Origin of the sequence: Oceanobacillus kapialis (assembly GCF_044790185.1) — a bacterium.
Taxonomy (GTDB): Bacteria; Bacillota; Bacilli; order Bacillales; family Amphibacillaceae; genus Oceanobacillus_B; species Oceanobacillus_B kapialis.
The window spans coordinates 1,214,179-1,230,536 of the sequence record NZ_CP085256.1 but is presented as its reverse complement, the minus strand read 5'-3'; the positions used below and the strand labels follow the sequence as shown (position 1 = coordinate 1,230,536).

Here is a 16,358-nt window from a genome sequence, read left to right as displayed (position 1 = left end):
GATAGAATTTATATGTAACAAACATCGAAAGAGTATCCATCACTATCAGGATGGATACTCTTTCGGTGTATTATAATATCTTTGCTTCCTCTTTTCTACGGAGTTTTTGCACTTTTTTATACGTTACACTGCGCCACAGCCACTCAAGTGGGCCAAATCGAAAACGTGCTAACAACCATTTACTCCACACTACCTGGATGCTATAAATAATAACTACGATAAGCATAGACGATGCAGGAGTTATCGAACTGTATAACCCAACAATATAAAATAGGACAAAACAAATAAGTGATTGAGCAATATAATTCGTTAATGCCATCCTCCCTACGTATTGAAATGGTTTAAAAAGTTTGCTTATTCTTGGCATTTGAAAAAGAAAAGTAATGGAAAGGATATAAAACAAAGCAGAGAAAGCTCCACCAATATTATCCTGAATCATAGAAAACCAAGCGGGGTTTCCAAACATATATGGTCCAGCTTTTAACCCAGCAAACATTACCAATGACACTAACCACAACCTACGTAAAAAAGGTTGGTGTTTCTCCGGTTCATGTAACCACCGTTTCTTCGCAATTAACATCCCTACTAAAAATAGCGGTAAAAGGGTCCCTATCAGTAAGAAATAGCTTTCTCCCCCATTTGCATAAACCCAATCCCTATAATTTTGTTCCCAAATTTTTAATAGGTTGCCAGATTGATAATGATTAATCGCCTGTTCTGCTGCAAAGAAATTTGCCTGTCCAAGATAATGACGGAAATCGTATAGAGAAATGCTGATTAGTCCTACGCTCACTCCCATTAATACAAGCGCCCAAGCAAGAAGCGTTTTTCCCTTCACATGCAAAAAGGCTAAAAGAAACAAGCCTATAATTCCATACGTTAGCAATATATCACCATGCCAAATAAGAAATGCATGGATTAACCCAAAGATAATTAGCATCATTAGTCTTCTACCCAACACGGGAAATACAGATAAATTTTTCTCTACTAGACTATCCTTCATCATTTGAAACCCAAATCCAAATAGAAGCGAAAATAACGTATAAAAGCTTGCTTGGAAAAAGATATCGATTAGCACCTCAATAAATTGATCAACAGGAGAAGTATTGCTTGCTCCACCGTACAGAAAATAGGGTGCACTAAAGGCTCCAATATTTACGACAAATATGCCAAATATAGCAAACCCTCTTGCTCCATCAATCCATGGAAGCCGTCTTGATTCTTTGGTAGGTACTGCATACTGGTTCACTACGTTACTTCATCCTCTCTCTATTCATGAATTTCCTTCTAGTATTAGAATACAACAATTGCCCTCTATATTCCTTCAACATTTAACAGAAAAAGGCATACCCTATAGGGAAAGGAGGTAGGCATATGCCGGCAAAAGTGGGTGCAGTAAAGGTCATTAATGTTTCTTCTTCTGGTATTTTTAATATTGGGGATGTCTATTCAATGAGTCCTGAGAGTAGTGCCAAAACCTATGCTGGCGGTGGCTCCTTCAATACTGGAGATGGAATGCACATTAATCTTGCCAACTCGACTACGTATGTTTATGACCCAGATAAAATAGATCAGTCCATCACATCATAAAGTGAAATTTCATTTGATGGGGATGTCCCTCTCTCACCAAATGTTAGTTGAACGAATCGGACTTTCACTGGCAGTTGGTTCCCCACTTAGAAAACTTTTTGCTTCCCGCTTACTTGAAGTGAGAGCCTCTGCCAGCTAAGGCGGGATAAATGGAGGAATAAAAATGAATATCACGGTACATCAATCTATAAGTATTTATATGATTAAAGTGGGTGCTATTACCAATTCTTCTATATTACAGATCGGGAGTACAGGGAGCTTCCAAGCACAATCTACTGTCCAAAATACTGGAGGATTTACAGAACCTGCTGAAGAAGCAGAACCAGGAGCGGGAGACTTCGCTCAACAAGCAAGCCCCATTATTCCACTTAATCGTTAATTATGCACGTTCCTCTTTCCATTGCATAGACTACTTCTAGGCATTCGTCTAGAACCAAGCTCAAGGAGGGACGCCTTATGAACGGAGCAGATTGGTCGTCATATATATATGAACTGCATGCGCATGTTAAAGAACAGGATAAAAAAATCCAAGAGCTTACGCAAAAACTAGAACGTTTAGAAACAAACCTGAATGAACAACAAGCAAACCATGTAGAAAAAATTGAATACAAGTTTGATCAGCTAAAAATTGAGAATTTGAATGGAACACTTCATATTGGCATGTCCCCTCAGGATTTGAATAACCTTGAGGATTTGAATATATCTGATCAAACACTGCCACCAACCTCACCACCTCTGAAACAGCAATTGGTGTCTGAGTTATCTAATTATGTGAGAGAAGAAGGCCCTGCACTCATACATGAACTTTCCAAAGAATACGAAAGAAATATAGATAAGCACTACAAGGAAGTTTTGTTACACGATATTACCAATCAACTCCCGAGTCGAATTGGCTTCTATGAAAAAAAGGCTTTGGATGAGAATAACATGATAGATGATTCCGAATTACATCCCTATATATCGAACCAGATTAAGAAAGAAATTCGTGTTTCGTTGAATGCATATATGAAAAAATTAGATTAATAAAATGGTTTTCTCTATTTTTGTGGCTTTTTTAGATAAAGGGAGGTTAACCTATGAAGCTTGTAGTGCATAACTGGGGATTAAACGTCGGGGATATACAAATTGGAGATGTATCTGGTTCATCTGTTTTTCTGATTGGCGATAATGAATGGATGACACTGAATTCTTTCTTTGACACACCTCCAGAATCATATACAATCGGTAATATTGTACCCTTAGCTGGGGTCTAGGTGAGTACCATGACCAATATTAGAACAGCATCAGTAAATCAAATACGTGTTAATTCCGTTAGCTTTTGCGGCATCTTTTCTATTGGCGACACAGAAACAGCCCATCAAACCTCCCGAGGAATCGCCCTGCAAAAAGAAGGTAATTATTTTACGAAAGAGGGTCAGCTATATTTTACCGATTATCCCCTCTTCAACATGAAACCTGTCTCATCAATTATGAAAGAAGATGTTCAAATGGAGCGCTATGACCATAACCCTAACATTCACGTCCAACGTATTGACGCAAACGGTGTTACGACCTCCTCTATTATGCAAATTGGCAGCTTACGACAGGTTGAAGCTGTAGCCTGGTTGAAGCATATACGGGAGCTTATAGATTAAAAAGTTCTATCTGTAGCGTTCGGTAGCACTTTTAAAGATTTTGCATAGACTGTACTAAGCAACTTTTAAATAGTAGGTGTTGATATGCCATCAATTGTCGGACCACTTAAAATTAACAGTATCGGCGGCGGAGTTGTTAATTTTGGTGATGCATTTTACCTCTCTCCGAAAAGCACATCCAAAACAAACTCCGGGTCAGGATCATTGAATACAGGGGATTTTATTTGTACGAATAACGGTGTAAGTTCTACCAACCCATTCGACCCTGATGTAAACGACCAAGATATTACAGCAAATGCTTAAAAAACAGGAGAACCTCCTTGAGATTCTCCTGTTTTTTTACATAGGTACGTTTATAATTTGTTGCTTGGCAAAGAAATAAAGATATGCTTCCTTCACAGGCTGCTTCCAAATCTGTTCAATCGCATGACGATAAAGCTTTAATTGGGTAGCGTAGCGATTAATCAGCTTTTGCCTTACTGCTTCTGTGATCTCGCCATCGATCGAATCAGATTTATAGTCTAAAATAATCCAACCATCTTCATAAGGAATTAAACAGTCTATTACCCCCTGGACTAATACGCGCTCATCTGTTTTGCCTTGCCAATTGGCGTATACTTCACTTGTTGGGATAGATAACGTGAAGGGCACCTCTCGTCTGATATCAGGTGATTCCATCATGAAGTGGGCAATATCGGTTTGCAAGAAATGTTCAATTGCTGTTATGTTAACGACAGCTGCTTCATCTCTTGTCAGCATTTCTCTTCCCACTAATTCCTCTATAAATGTTTCTATTTCCAAAGCATTTAACGGCTTATTTAAAGGAAGATGTTGCATAACGGTGTGGAGCACCGTACCTTTTTCAGCCGCTGTCACGGTTTTCTCCTTTTGCATAAAAAGTGGCCTCTTAGTAATAGGCGCCTTAAACGGGGTGACAAGCTGATCAGAGCTATACGCATCCTTTATTTCCCGCTGCCGTTTTATTTCGGTTACAGATTGCTTTGCCCTTGACCTTGCTGCTTCCGCATAAGGATACTGATAGGAGAGCCGCTCATCCACTGTCTCTGCTAACTCCATATCCTCGACTTCCACTGGTTGCCATTGCTCAAGCTTTTCACGCAATGCAAGCTCTGCTTCTTCTCCCAATTCATCTAAGTTAGCTAATTCGCTACCATGCGTGATGGTAACCTCCCACTTCGATGGGTCAACACGTATTTCATTTAGTACTGCGTCCTGTAGTTCTTCTGTCCTTAGCAGTTCAGTGGATTGATGTCTGATTAGTGCTGGTCCTACCCAATCAAGATAGGTTTTTGATTCCATCCGGTAATGGGCTGGCAGTACCCAGTCCGAATGGTCAATCATTCTCTGCCACTTTTGCCGTTTTTTCTCAAAAGAAGCGACATTTCCAATCATGACCAATTTTTCCTTTGCACGAGTCAGCGCAACATAAAGCACCCGCATTTCTTCTGCGAGCAATTCACGGAGCTTCTCCTGTTTCAAAGCCTGGAAAAATAAAGTAGGATAGGTAATCCGTTTAATGGGATCAATGTACTTACTTGCAAAACCTAAATCTTTATGAAGCAAGTATTTCTGATTTAAATCCATCAGGTTAAACTGTTTATCCATTGCCCCCAAAATAACCACTGGAAACTCCAGCCCTTTACTTTTATGGATAGTCATAATTCGAACCACATCTTCTTGTTCACTCAATGCCCGGGCTGCTCCGAGGTCATCCCCTCGCTCTTCCATACGCTCTATAAAACGCAGGAAGCGAAAGAGCCCGCGAAAGGAAGTATTTTCATAGGACCTTGCCCTGTCGTATAAGGCTCTTAAATTGGCTTGGCGCTGTCTACCACCAGGCATCCCGCCGACAAAATCATAATAGCCAGTCTCTCGGTAAATATCCCAGATCAAGTCGGACAAGGCACCTTGGCTAGCCGCCATGCGAAAAGCGTTTAGTTTCGTTAAAAATTTCTCTACTTGGTCAGCAACTGGATCCGTCTGTTCTTTTTGGAATTGAATTAGTGCTTCATAAAAGGCTTTATTCCTGGCAACAAGTCGGATTTTAGCCAAATCATCCTCGTTCAGCCCAACAATAGGGGAACGAAGGACAGATGCAAGCGGAATATCCTGTCTTGGATTATCGATAATTTTTAAAAGGCTGATCATAATTTTAACTTCAATGGCCTCAAAGTAACCTGTGGAAATTTCGGCATAAACGGGAATGCCTTGTTTCTTCAACTCATCCGTAATGGTAGGTGCCCATGTCATGGACCTGAGTAGGATGACCACATCCCGGTACTGCATATCCCGCTGTGTCTGTGTGGCCTTGTCTACAACCTGCAGAGCCTCGCCATCTTTTTGTCCAATCCAGCCTTTAATTTTTTGGGCATATGCTCTGGCCTCAATTTGCGCTTTTTCCAGGTCTCGATAATCTTCAGCGCCACTATCGTCTTCTTTTTCTTCCTCTGCTTCCCGATCGATGATGAGTAACTCTGGTGCTGGTTCATTATACGGAAGTGTATCATACATTTTATTTCCGTAAATCAATTCCGCCTGCTGATCGTAATTTACTTCCCCAACCGTTTCATCAAGAATCTGACGAAAAATATAATTTGCACCAATTAATACATCTTCTCTGCTTCGGAAATTACTTGCAAGGTCAATACGCTGTCCTTGTTCTTCTTCCTTGGCAAACCGTTTATACTTTTCTATGAAAAGAGTTGGCTCTGCATGTCGGAACCGGTAAATACTTTGTTTGACATCCCCTACCATAAACATATTGCCAGGTCCTGTCTGATCACTAAGCAGACGTAAAAGAGTCTCCTGCACAAGGTTTGTATCCTGGTACTCATCAACTAAAAGTTCACTAAACTTTCTCTGAAATTGGATAGCTACCTGTGATGGGACAGGAGCGTCCAGTGTTGAGCCCTCTTCCATTAATAATTGTAAACAAAGATGCTCAAGGTCGGAAAAGTCAACAATTGCTTTCTCCCTTTTCTGCTGGGAAAACTCCTGTTTGAATGCTTTCACTAGCTCTGTCAGCTTTCTAATAACTGGAGCAAGCTCCCGCATATCTTCCACATGGCTTTCAAGATTTCGGCTAAACCAGCCCTGCTTCATGTCAGTCCAACGCTTTTTATAGCTATCACGTAATGCTTTAACCTTCTTTTTCTTCGTTTCATCGCAATCCATTTTTTTCGAAGACAGTTTGGCGAACGTACTTTGCTGCATAAACTGTTGAAGATTATCCCAGTCCTCTAAATAAGCCTTTGCCTCCTGTAATCCAGCAAGATCCAGTTCAATAGTTTCTGCGTATTGGTATGGGCCATCACTTTCTTTCGTCATTTCCATGGCCAGTCCCATTTCTTCTTCTATGGCAGTGAATTGACTACGTACTTCACGCTTCATAATCGTTAGCCATGATAGGGTGTTTTCTTCCCACGTTTCAGGCACGGCATAGGTTTCTGCCAGCTGATCAAGCCAATGCTCTGGCCAAGGGTTCTGCATGGCAAAGGTATATAAATTTAATATTAAATCCTCTACCTCTGCATCACTCCGGTCATTCGAAAACCGGTCCACTACAGAAAAGAAAGCTGCCTGCTCTACTCCTTCTTCCCCGTACCATTTTTCAAAAAGGTCATCCATTACTTCCTGTTTAATTAAATCTGCTTCCATATCATTTGCTATCCGAAAGGAAGGATCAATATCAAGCAAGTATGCATACTGTCTCACTACCTCAAGACAGAAAGAGTGTAAAGTAGAGATGGAAGCGCGTTGAAGTAGGGAAACTTGCTTTTTTAAATGTTGCGAACCTGGATCATCAGCCAGCGCTTTTTCCAAAGCTTCCCCGACTCGGTTGCGCATTTCTTGAGCTGCTGCATTGGTAAATGTCACAACAAGAAGAGAGTCAATATCCACGGGATGCTGTTTATTCAATAGCTTTTGAATAATCCGCTCCACGAGAACCGCTGTCTTTCCCGACCCAGCCGCTGCGGCTACAAGGACATCCTTTCCCGCTGTATAAATAGCTTCCTCCTGTTCTTTGGTCCATTGAACCATGTTCCTTCCCCCTTTCTATCCCTTGAATTCCTGTTGGATTTTCTCAAGAATTTCGTCATCTTTCATATCTGTTAGTTTTCGATAATTATTTGTTTCCAACTGTGGATCAAACTGGCACACAGCCTGAAAAGGACAATACGTACATGCCACATTTTGTTTATGCTGAAACGGGTTTAAATGCACGCCCCCTGCTGTCATATCAATTCCAGCTTGCATCATTAATTGATGGATGTGGGATTGCAGGCTAGAAAACGTTTCGTTGCCGGCAACTTTCGAGTAACCATAAAAGCCACCATTCTTCTTCACACCAGCAGGTACAATTTGACTTGAACCGGATTCAAGTGACGTATCCATCATTTTGACAATCTCTTCATCTGATAATAATAGTCCCTGCATTTTATATTTCTTGAACAGCTCTTCCTGGATCACATCGTCATGCAGCTTTTGATTACCAGAAATCATTGGGTTATGAACATGGAAATAAAGGACCCCAGCTGGTGTTGCCTTCGTACCAAGCCACTGTTCAGAATGGGTTAATACAACATCAAGATAGGCAAGCATTTGCAAAGCAAGCCCATAGTAAACCTCGACAAGATTTAACCCTTTCGCGCTCGATTTATAATCAATAATCCGTAAAAATAATTCCTGTTGATTTAATGCCCTGTCCACCCTATCGATTCTACCTCTTAATTCGAGTTCAAATCCATTTGGTAGAGGCAAATGGATTGGTGGGAGAGTTTGCCCCGCACCAAAACCCAGTTCCAAGCCGACTGGAGAGAAGTTACTTTGTCTAGCCTGCTCGCTTAATACAAAGGCTGCTCTGGCAATAACTTCCTGCAATTTTTGCTGAATATATTTGTAACGATTCGAGCTATGCAATATCTGATGCTGTAGAATAGGCGCTAAATCGGTCACTGCTCTATGGGCATAAGAATCGGCATCCTGCTTAGACAGCTGAGAAAAGTCTTTTCCTTCTGTCCTGATCCAATCTGTAATGGTTTTTAAAGCTTCATGGAATAGCTGTCCAATATCAGGGGCATCCAGTTTATAGGTTTTTCTTTCTTCAAGTCCCAAACTATATTTGGCAAAATGCTGATAGGAACAGCGATAATAGGTTTCTAGTCTGGAGACGCTCGCTTTCACCTGTTTTGGGTAAAGCTCTTCGACTGTTTTAGAAGAAAGATCTATGGGACGATTCTCGTAATACAGACTTTGCAGTACATTATAAGTCGTGCTGTATTTCTCATGATGGCTAACATACCAATTCAGGACATGCCACCAAACCGGCTGTATCGGATAGCCTTTGCGATTTCTTGCTAGCTGTGCAGTTAAGGCAGACCTTGTCTTTACAGGAGTCGTAATAAAACGTTCTGCTTCAAACAACTCTTCTGGATCTTGCAGTAGGAGATGGTCACAGCAAACCGGGAATAAATCTTCTATTCGTTTAATAAGCTGGGAAGGCATTTTCGCCTTTCCTTCGCCGTCACTTAGCGGATAGCTGACATATAAGCGGTCCTTAGCAGCAGTAAAAGCAATATACATGAAGAACCAATCATCTAACAATTGGCGTTTGCTACCATCGGCTAGACGGAGGCCATGATTTGCAAGCAATTCCCGCTCTTGTTCACTAATCATGCCGTCAGTCTGTGGTTTCATTGGCCAAACCCCTTCATTTACACCGAGTAGAAAGGTACAACGAATTCCACTTATTCTTGAACGGTCGATCGTCCCAACAATGACATGGTCGATCGTTGGAGGGACATGGGCAAATGTTAGTGTTTCAAAGCCTGCCTCAAGGGTTGTCCGAAATGTCCCTAAAGAGATCGTCTCCTCCCCAGCCATTTCTACAATCTCATCAAGTAACTGCAAGACTCCCGTCCACACCTGGTCTTGTTCGCGTCCTTTTTCAATATCTCCCTGTTCATCATAGACATCCCGCATCTCCTCAAGCTTCATAGGGACTTTTAAATCCTCTAGCAATGTAAATAGGACTGTTGCTCTTTCTTGGATCGTTTCGGCCTTTCTTATTGCCTTATCAAACGGCAGCAGTGCTTGTACTACTTGCCTTCGATACGCGTTAATACGTAGCTGAGCCGCCTTCTCTGCATCCGTTTGAGCGGTCTGGTCAAATCCCCTGAAACGCTGGAATACCCATTCTTCGTCCCCCATCCAACGGTCTCTGGAACGGATTCCATATTCTAATACGTAATTTTCCAATTCATCAATCGCATCTGCTGTTAAGGGGTGTTCTTTATCTGTGACAGGGATGAAACCAGTCTTTAACACGCGAAACACTGCATCATACCGCCAATTTCCTTCCACCATATCCAACACAGACCGAATTAGCTCAATTAATGCATGGTTTAACATTGTTCTTTTTTCATCAATGAAGACAGGAATACCGTAATCGCCAAATACCGTTTTAATTAGTTCGTGATAAGTCTCTGTCTCACGGAGGAAAACAGCAAGATCTTTATACCGATAATTTTCTTCTCTTACAAGGCGGATAATCTCCTGGGCAGCCCCTTCCACCTCTGCTCGTGGGTGAACTGCTTCTCGAATTTTAATTGGCACGTCGCCTTCATAGCTTGGCGCAGGTCGTGTATCAAAATGACGCTCCAAGTGAGCAAAGTATGGACGATTCTCGAATCTACCATATTCCGGCTCTAATACAACGGTTTCTTCTTGAAAGATCCCGTTCTCAGCCGCTAGCTGTTTTATGGAATAATAGGTTTCCGTTGTTTGATAGAATAAGCTTAGTTCAGATAGTTCCATTTCCTCTGGACGATCAACCGTCAAAGCAATGGTGACCCGTTTACACTGCTTCATTAATGCTTCGACTACGCGGAGTTCATTAGGAGTAAATTGGTGAAAGCCATCAATATAGATTTCTGCCTGTTTTAGTGACGAAGCTTCATAGATTTTTTCCGCTAAAAGCTGGAGCTGATCTTCACTGTCTATATATGTTTCTTGTAAGGCGAAAGCCAGTTTTTCATAGATATACTGCAAATCATCCAACTTATGTGCAAGCGCCTCTTCCCCTGGCTCTTTATGGACATATTGATTAATGGCTTCCATTTGCTGTTGAAGGGACTCAGGTGTTATATTGTATCGCTTGAATTCTGTAATCATACCTTCGAGCTGTTTCAAAAATCCCTGCTTTTCAATTGCCTTTTGAAACATTCGCCAGTCTCCCTGTCTCTCTTCAATAATCTTTCGCAACATCATTTGAATGCCGACAGAGCTGATAAATTGTCTTGTGCCCCCTCCTGTTTCCTGAAAAACACGCCAGGCCAATCTAGAGAAACTAGAGACTTGAGCACGGATGCTACCACTTATATATTGATCATGAAACAATTCATATTCCTGTTGAAAAGTCATTTGGTCTGGGACAATATAAAAAATAGGCGGTCCCTGGGGGCTTTTTTGTAGCTTTTCTTTTATTTCATCCAAGGATCTGCCACTTTTCCCCGTTCCCGCTCTACCAGTTAAAAATCGGAGTGTCATGATTACTCTCCCCCACTTTATGAGTATAAAAAAGCGCAAGAGTTTCTGATGCCAGCTAGGTATCTTATCTGAAGCCATTAGTAAAAGGCCAGCCAGCACAGACGTCACATTGCCGTTATATACATAGATATTTTTTTAGATAAATGAAGCAACAAAAAAAGCTTCCATCTTCTATTTTACCAAAGATGGAAGCTCTTCGCTATTTGCCAAGACTTAGACTCGTTTGATTTAATGGCCAATATTTAATATCTACTTTCCCAACAAGTTGTTCTGTTGATATAAAACCAAAGGATCTGCTATCAAGACTATCCTGTCTATTGTCTCCCATAACAAACAGCTTTCCTTCAGGCACTTTTTTCTCGCCAGTTGTTTCCTCTAACGTAAAATTTGATGTAAAGGGTTTGGAGTCACTTGCTTCCACGTATGGTTCCAGAAATGGCTCCTCAACATATTTTCCGTTCACGTAGAGTTTATCGTTTTTATAGGATATTGTATCTCCAGGTAACCCAATTACTCTTTTGACATAATCTTCTTCTTCATTCGCATGAAAAACAATCACATCAAAGCGTTCAGCCTGGGTTAAATCGTAAATCACTTTATTCACCATGAGCAGATTCCCATCATACAGTGTTGGTTGCATGGACTCTCCATCTACTACATAGCTCGCAAATAATAACGAGCGTAAACCGATCAACAAAACCGCTAAAATTAGGATGACGGGTATTAGCTTACGAAGTCTCCATTTTTTCATCTGAATTTAGCCTCCAGGGTTTTTCTTCTATCATATTCATACCCTGTTTGCTGGTGTTCTAATCGTTACCCGTACCCTTTGCTTCCTTAATCAATGCCTTTTTCTCAAGGCGCTTCTCAATAACCTTTCCGACAATCCAAAAAAGCGCAATACAGCTACCTACTATGATCGTACGCACCGGATTTTTGGCGAATTCGGTAATACTCGATCCAATATAGGCAAGAGAAAAGATCATAACCGATTTCCCTAACAGCACAGCAAGCACAAACTGCTGGATACTAATTTTTGATAACCCTGCTACTACGTTGATTACTGCAGATGGGGAAAAAGGAAAACAAGTTAGCAGAAATAAGGGGCCGAATCCATGTCTCTCCAACCATGTCGTGACTTTTTTCACTTGCTTGTTCTGCCGTATTTTCGCGAATAAACGTTTATTTCCAAGCTTCCGAATAAGCAAAAACACGAGAATAGCTCCAAGACTTGAACCCGCCCACGATAATAAAAACCCTTCGAGCAATCCATAAGCTGCAGCATTTGCAAAAACAAATACGACAAGTGGTAAAAAAGGAAGAAACGCCTCAATAAAAGGCAAAAGGATACCTGGTAGCGGTCCTAGCTGTTCGTATTGACCGAGCAGTTGTAAGATGTACTCATCCAATCTGTCTTCTTCAAACATAATTTTCCAATCTGATAGTAAAGTGCTTATGTCATCCATTTAATGAAATCTCCTCAGTATGTATAGGTAGCTGATCCATATATTGCTAGTATGTAATAATTCCCTTCCTGACGAAAGTCTAACCTTTATTTATATGACCTTGCTCTGCTTTTTATTTTAATGGAAAGGGGGAAAAATGCATAGTCGTAAACAAGAAATAAGCCACTTTCTTTCCTGCTTCAGTTAATTTGGTTGTATTTTTTATTGCAATTGGCATATAATAAAGGAACAAACGTTCTATTTTGGAGGGGAGAACATGCGCTATCTTACAGAGGAAGAGCGACATATAGCCTCACGATTTCTTTTTCTTTCCATGGCAATTGTAGTGATCGAACAGGATATACAGCATATAGAAAAAGGAGCATTTAAAATAAAGGAACCTTATATGCATCTTTTGGAGAACATGGCGACAGTAGCAGGTGAAGAGCGACGAGAATTGCGAATGCAAATGAACAGAGGGAGAATTAAAGTTGTCACATTAGAGAAAAATGATTCTTTTTCTTCCTTTCTCTTTCTCTGTCAAGGTAGAGAGGAAAAGCGAAATTACTACAACCCAGCAATTCGTAAAAAGGTGCATGCTATTATACAAGAGCTTATGCAAAAGTCTCTGCTGCCTTCTCCGAAATCTGCTTCTGCAAAAATTTAACGCGATTATCTAGCAAATAGCGGAACTGGGCTGTGCGCTGTACCTGATTAAGCATGGAACCATAAGAAACAGCCAAACACACTTTCTTCCCGTTTTTAAACATAATTTCAGTTCCTCGGTCTGCTGCGTCAATAATATGATCAATATGGGAGTGGGCAATCCAGGAACATTGTTTGCTTGACGGAGAGGAAGTCGGAAAGAAATACATACCGCTAAGAGGATCGACCGAGATTGGCGCTTTGTGAGTTATTCCACAAATATCTCGTGTGCCATCTTGCCTTCCTTTAAGACTGGAGCCAAAGAATTTACAGGCATGGTCCATAACTTTACTTGCCGGAACAGCAACCGTATAATCGTTCAGTTCCTCCATTACAAAAGTGATGAGGTTACCGGCTGCATCCTTCTCAGTAAGGAGAGCCATTGTGAGTGGAGTGATTTCTGGGGTAGGCATGTAGATGTCTTCATTAAAAAACATACGTATCATCCTTTCACTAAACAGCGAAAGAAAGTGGCTTCTTCACAAATCTACCAAATTATGTTCGATAAATAAAGTACTTTAATCTATTTTATAAGAAAAATTAAAATTTTTTATTATTCTAGCCCCTAGCCGTATATTCCGTTAGAGGCTAGAATTTTTAATCTCTTATTTATCTTCTTTTTATTAACTTTTCACACTACTTTTCAATCTCCTTCTTAATATCTTTCCGGTAGTGTTTTTTGGAAGTTCCTCTAAAAATTCGATTCTTGTTGGAATTTTATATGCAACTAAGTGTCCTTTACAATAATCTCTTAATACTTGTTCAGTGATTTCAGGATCATCGATTACCGCAAAGCAAGTAACGGATTCGCCACTTTCTGGGTGTGGCTCTCCTATTACCGCGACTTCTATAACGCTTGGATGTGTGTAAAGTACTTCTTCTACCTCTCTTGGGTACACATTGTAACCGCCAACAAGAATCATATCCTTCTTTCGATCCACAATATAAAAGTAGCCATCTTCATCAACTCGTGCCATATCTCCTGTATAAAGCCAGCCATCTTTCAGTGCTACTTCTGTTTCCTCGGGAAGCTTATAATAGCCTTTCATGACATTAGGTCCACGAACAATCAGCTCTCCTACCTCTCCGGTTTCCACTTCCTCGCCTAGCATATTTACCACTTTATTTTCCACATTCCATATACTAGTGCCAATTGATCCAGCCTTACGAGGACGATCTATAGGATTAAAGCAAGTTACTGGCGATGCTTCGGACAAACCGTATCCCTCAGATAAGCGGATTTGAAAAGTATCTTCAAAGGCTTTCAATAAAGAAACAGGCATAGCTGCTCCGCCCGAAATACATAATCGAACGTTGCCGAATTTTGGCTTTTCTCCTTTTACAGCCTGCAAGAGATAGTTATACATGGTGGGAACACCTGCAAAGACAGTAGCTTCCTGATTGTTGGCTACACGCAAGACATCTGCTGGTGAAAATTTGGGGAGTATCAGGATAGTGCCCCCATTCATTAATGGTGCATTTAAGGCAACGGTTAGGCAAAAAACATGAAACATTGGAAGGGCTGCTATCATGCGATCATTCCCATTTATTTGCAGGTAATCTGCTACATCCTTTGCATTGGAATAAATATTTTGATGGGAGAGAACCGCCCCTTTTGGCTTTCCAGTGGTTCCAGATGTATACAAAATAATAGCCGTATCCTGATCTGACAGCATCGGTCCATTAAAGTCAGCTTTACCGTTTCCAATCAGCTCCGTAAAAGCTTTTATTTTTGATTGCAATTTCTCATCTTGTCCTGAACTGGTAGCACCTGAAGCGCAGACGATGTAGTGTTTCACGCTCGGTAAATCCTGATCAATCGAGGCTAGTTTTTCGAGCATTATATCCATCGTAATAATCGCTTTAACATCCCCATTATGTAGAATATAGGATAGCTCGTTAGCCGTGTACATTGGATTTATTGGGATTACAACAAGGCCTAGCCTTAAGGCACCATAAAGGCTAATTACATAGTAAGGTGAATTTCCAACGATGAGCGCAACATGGTCTCCCTTTTGATAACCTAAAGCCTCCATGCTGGAAGCGAACCGCTGTACGGCACTTTCTAATTCCAGGTAGCTAGTCTCCTCCTCCTCAAAAAAATACGCTATCTTTGCCGGGTTTTCCTTCGCTGTAATCGATAGTTGATCACTAACATTCACCATGAGTACCTCCCTAAAATAATTATGAATGAATAACCATTCATTTTTAAACCAAAAAAATAGCAAACTTATTTACGCTTGTCTTTATTATAAATTAGCGCTACTGGGTTTTCAAGCAATTTTGAAAACGATAACAATTAAGAGGATTCTGTCCCATTTTTACTAACAAAAAAGCCCACCGAAGTGGGCTTTCCTTTAATAAATTAAATTAACAAACTCTTCTTTAGTGATTCTACCAAGATAATGAGGCACGTCCACTCCCGCTAAAGCTTCTTCAATGGATTTTCTTTCATGGCGAATACCTTTTAATGCGTCCTCGATCACTTCTACGTTTCCTACACCAAAAAAGTCACCATAAATTTTACAGTTTTCTATTATCCCTTTTTTGACATCAAGACGAACATCGACTAAACCAGCATCAAATTTATGAGATTCCTGAATGTTAAAGGACGGCGATTTACCATAATTCCATTCCCAGTTTTGATAACGCTCTTTGGATAGTTCTTCTACATTTTTCCAATCTTCCTCTGTTAATTCATAACGTGGAACATCGGCAACATCTTCAACATCAAAAACATGTTTTAGAATTAGTTCCTTAAATTCATTCATTGTAATGGATTCTTCTAGAAACTCGGAAATATTTGCTACTCGGCTTCTAATCGATTTAATCCCCTTTGATTCAATCTTTTCTTTTCTGACCTTTAGTGCAGAAACTACGTTTTCGATTTCTGAGTCAAACATTAACGTACCGTGACTAAACATTCGGCCCTTAGTAGAGAACATAGCATTTCCAGAAATTTTACGGCCATTGGCAGTCAAATCATTTCTTCCTTGCAATTCAGCAGGGACTCCCAGCTTGTTTAACGCTTCTACAACTGGTTGTGTGAACTTAGCGAAATTTTGGAAACTGTTTCCGTCATCTTTTGTAATAAAACTAAAGTTCAAATTACCCTCATCATGGTAGACGGCGCCTCCACCAGAAAGTCTGCGGACAACCTTGATGCCATTTTCGTCTACATAGCTTGTATTAATTTCTTCAACCGTGTTCTGATTTCGTCCAATGATTATTGATGGCTTGTTAATGTAAAACAGTAAGTATGTATCGTTCTCACCAAAATTCTGCAGTACATATTCTTCCAATGCCAGGTTAATCATCGGATCTGTAATTCCTTTATTATCGATAAATTTCATACCATAAAGCCTCCCATAAAACGATATCTACCTATAAGTTTAAGCCATCTATCTCGCTAAAT

The 16,358-nt window shown here is 40.5% G+C and carries 15 protein-coding genes; 7 read left to right on the top strand and 8 right to left on the bottom strand.

The window, feature by feature from the left end; all coding sequences use genetic code 11:
• Window positions 1-70: 70 nt before the first annotated feature.
• Entirely contained in the window at window positions 71-1,249 is a 1,179-nt protein-coding gene (locus LG273_RS06460; RefSeq protein WP_404458749.1) for a DUF418 domain-containing protein, read from the bottom strand.
• Between the two features lie 125 nt (window positions 1,250-1,374).
• On the opposite strand from LG273_RS06460, the gene LG273_RS06455 reads away from it, so the two are divergent.
• From LG273_RS06455 to LG273_RS06430, 6 genes are all read left to right on the top strand, one after another.
• A complete protein-coding gene (locus LG273_RS06455; RefSeq protein WP_379563458.1) occupies window positions 1,375-1,590 on the top strand; it encodes a spore germination protein in 216 nt (71 codons plus the stop codon).
• A gap of 163 nt (window positions 1,591-1,753) precedes the next feature.
• Window positions 1,754-1,969, top strand: coding sequence for a spore germination protein GerPB (locus tag LG273_RS06450; RefSeq protein WP_379563456.1), 216 nt, complete (start codon window positions 1,754-1,756; stop codon window positions 1,967-1,969).
• A 77-nt stretch (window positions 1,970-2,046) separates the two neighbouring features.
• The gene (gene gerPC / locus LG273_RS06445; RefSeq protein ID WP_379563453.1) at window positions 2,047-2,613 is read left to right on the top strand and encodes a spore germination protein GerPC; all 567 of its coding nucleotides are present in this window, start codon (window positions 2,047-2,049) and stop codon (window positions 2,611-2,613) included.
• A gap of 53 nt (window positions 2,614-2,666) precedes the next feature.
• Window positions 2,667-2,843: a spore gernimation protein GerPD gene (locus tag LG273_RS06440; protein ID WP_379563451.1), complete on the top strand. Its 177-nt coding sequence runs from the start codon at window positions 2,667-2,669 to the stop codon at window positions 2,841-2,843.
• A 9-nt stretch (window positions 2,844-2,852) separates the two neighbouring features.
• On the top strand, window positions 2,853-3,224 hold the full coding sequence (locus tag LG273_RS06435) for a spore germination protein GerPE (RefSeq protein ID WP_379563449.1): 372 nt from the start codon (window positions 2,853-2,855) through the stop codon (window positions 3,222-3,224).
• Window positions 3,225-3,308: 84 nt separating this feature from the next.
• On the top strand, window positions 3,309-3,527 hold the full coding sequence (locus LG273_RS06430; protein WP_379563447.1) for a spore germination protein: 219 nt from the start codon (window positions 3,309-3,311) through the stop codon (window positions 3,525-3,527).
• A gap of 36 nt (window positions 3,528-3,563) precedes the next feature.
• On the opposite strand, the gene addA is transcribed toward LG273_RS06430, so the two are convergent.
• The 4 genes from addA to LG273_RS06410 form a co-directional block, all read right to left on the bottom strand.
• Entirely contained in the window at window positions 3,564-7,286 is a 3,723-nt protein-coding gene (gene addA / locus LG273_RS06425; protein ID WP_404458745.1) for a helicase-exonuclease AddAB subunit AddA, read from the bottom strand.
• A 15-nt stretch (window positions 7,287-7,301) separates the two neighbouring features.
• Window positions 7,302-10,793 carry a helicase-exonuclease AddAB subunit AddB gene (addB, locus tag LG273_RS06420; protein WP_404458743.1) on the bottom strand — a complete coding sequence of 1,164 codons (3,492 nt, stop codon included), beginning with the start codon at window positions 10,791-10,793 and terminating at the stop codon, window positions 7,302-7,304.
• Window positions 10,794-10,992: 199 nt separating this feature from the next.
• Window positions 10,993-11,544, bottom strand: a complete 552-nt coding sequence (gene lepB / locus LG273_RS06415; protein ID WP_379563441.1) for a signal peptidase I — start codon at window positions 11,542-11,544, stop codon at window positions 10,993-10,995.
• A gap of 58 nt (window positions 11,545-11,602) precedes the next feature.
• Window positions 11,603-12,259, bottom strand: coding sequence for a TVP38/TMEM64 family protein (locus LG273_RS06410; RefSeq protein WP_379563439.1), 657 nt, complete (start codon window positions 12,257-12,259; stop codon window positions 11,603-11,605).
• 256 nt (window positions 12,260-12,515) lie between these two features.
• Here LG273_RS06410 and LG273_RS06405 point away from each other — a divergent pair, with 256 nt between their 5' ends.
• The gene (locus LG273_RS06405; protein ID WP_379563437.1) at window positions 12,516-12,905 is read left to right on the top strand and encodes a hypothetical protein; all 390 of its coding nucleotides are present in this window, start codon (window positions 12,516-12,518) and stop codon (window positions 12,903-12,905) included.
• On the opposite strand, the gene LG273_RS06400 is transcribed toward LG273_RS06405, so the two are convergent.
• The 3 genes from LG273_RS06400 to LG273_RS06390 form a co-directional block, all read right to left on the bottom strand.
• A complete protein-coding gene (locus LG273_RS06400; RefSeq protein ID WP_404458740.1) occupies window positions 12,853-13,389 on the bottom strand; it encodes a competence protein ComK in 537 nt (178 codons plus the stop codon). The two genes, LG273_RS06405 and LG273_RS06400, sit on opposite strands and share 53 nt — an antisense overlap.
• A gap of 177 nt (window positions 13,390-13,566) precedes the next feature.
• Complete coding sequence (locus tag LG273_RS06395) at window positions 13,567-15,105, bottom strand: long-chain-fatty-acid--CoA ligase (protein ID WP_404458738.1); 1,539 nt, start codon at window positions 15,103-15,105, stop codon at window positions 13,567-13,569.
• 195 nt (window positions 15,106-15,300) lie between these two features.
• On the bottom strand, window positions 15,301-16,296 hold the full coding sequence (locus tag LG273_RS06390; protein ID WP_379563433.1) for a lipoate--protein ligase: 996 nt from the start codon (window positions 16,294-16,296) through the stop codon (window positions 15,301-15,303).
• Between the last annotated feature and the right edge of the window lie 62 nt (window positions 16,297-16,358).

Bases quoted from the DNA above. Each gene is read 5' to 3' on its own strand.
- LG273_RS06440 (WP_379563451.1), top strand. From the start codon at position 2,667: ATGAAGCTTGTAGTGCATAACTGGGGATTAAACGTCGGGGATATACAA.
- LG273_RS06390 (WP_379563433.1), bottom strand. From the start codon at position 16,296: ATGAAATTTATCGATAATAAAGGAATTACAGATCCGATGATTAACCTG.
- LG273_RS06435 (WP_379563449.1), top strand. From the start codon at position 2,853: ATGACCAATATTAGAACAGCATCAGTAAATCAAATACGTGTTAATTCC.
- addA (WP_404458745.1), bottom strand. From the start codon at position 7,286: ATGGTTCAATGGACCAAAGAACAGGAGGAAGCTATTTATACAGCGGGA.
- LG273_RS06455 (WP_379563458.1), top strand. From the start codon at position 1,375: ATGCCGGCAAAAGTGGGTGCAGTAAAGGTCATTAATGTTTCTTCTTCT.
- LG273_RS06400 (WP_404458740.1), bottom strand. From the start codon at position 13,389: ATGATACGTATGTTTTTTAATGAAGACATCTACATGCCTACCCCAGAA.
- LG273_RS06430 (WP_379563447.1), top strand. From the start codon at position 3,309: ATGCCATCAATTGTCGGACCACTTAAAATTAACAGTATCGGCGGCGGA.
- LG273_RS06450 (WP_379563456.1), top strand. From the start codon at position 1,754: ATGAATATCACGGTACATCAATCTATAAGTATTTATATGATTAAAGTG.
- lepB (WP_379563441.1), bottom strand. From the start codon at position 11,544: ATGAAAAAATGGAGACTTCGTAAGCTAATACCCGTCATCCTAATTTTA.
- gerPC (WP_379563453.1), top strand. From the start codon at position 2,047: ATGAACGGAGCAGATTGGTCGTCATATATATATGAACTGCATGCGCAT.
- LG273_RS06410 (WP_379563439.1), bottom strand. From the start codon at position 12,259: ATGGATGACATAAGCACTTTACTATCAGATTGGAAAATTATGTTTGAA.
- addB (WP_404458743.1), bottom strand. From the start codon at position 10,793: ATGACACTCCGATTTTTAACTGGTAGAGCGGGAACGGGGAAAAGTGGC.
- LG273_RS06405 (WP_379563437.1), top strand. From the start codon at position 12,516: ATGCGCTATCTTACAGAGGAAGAGCGACATATAGCCTCACGATTTCTT.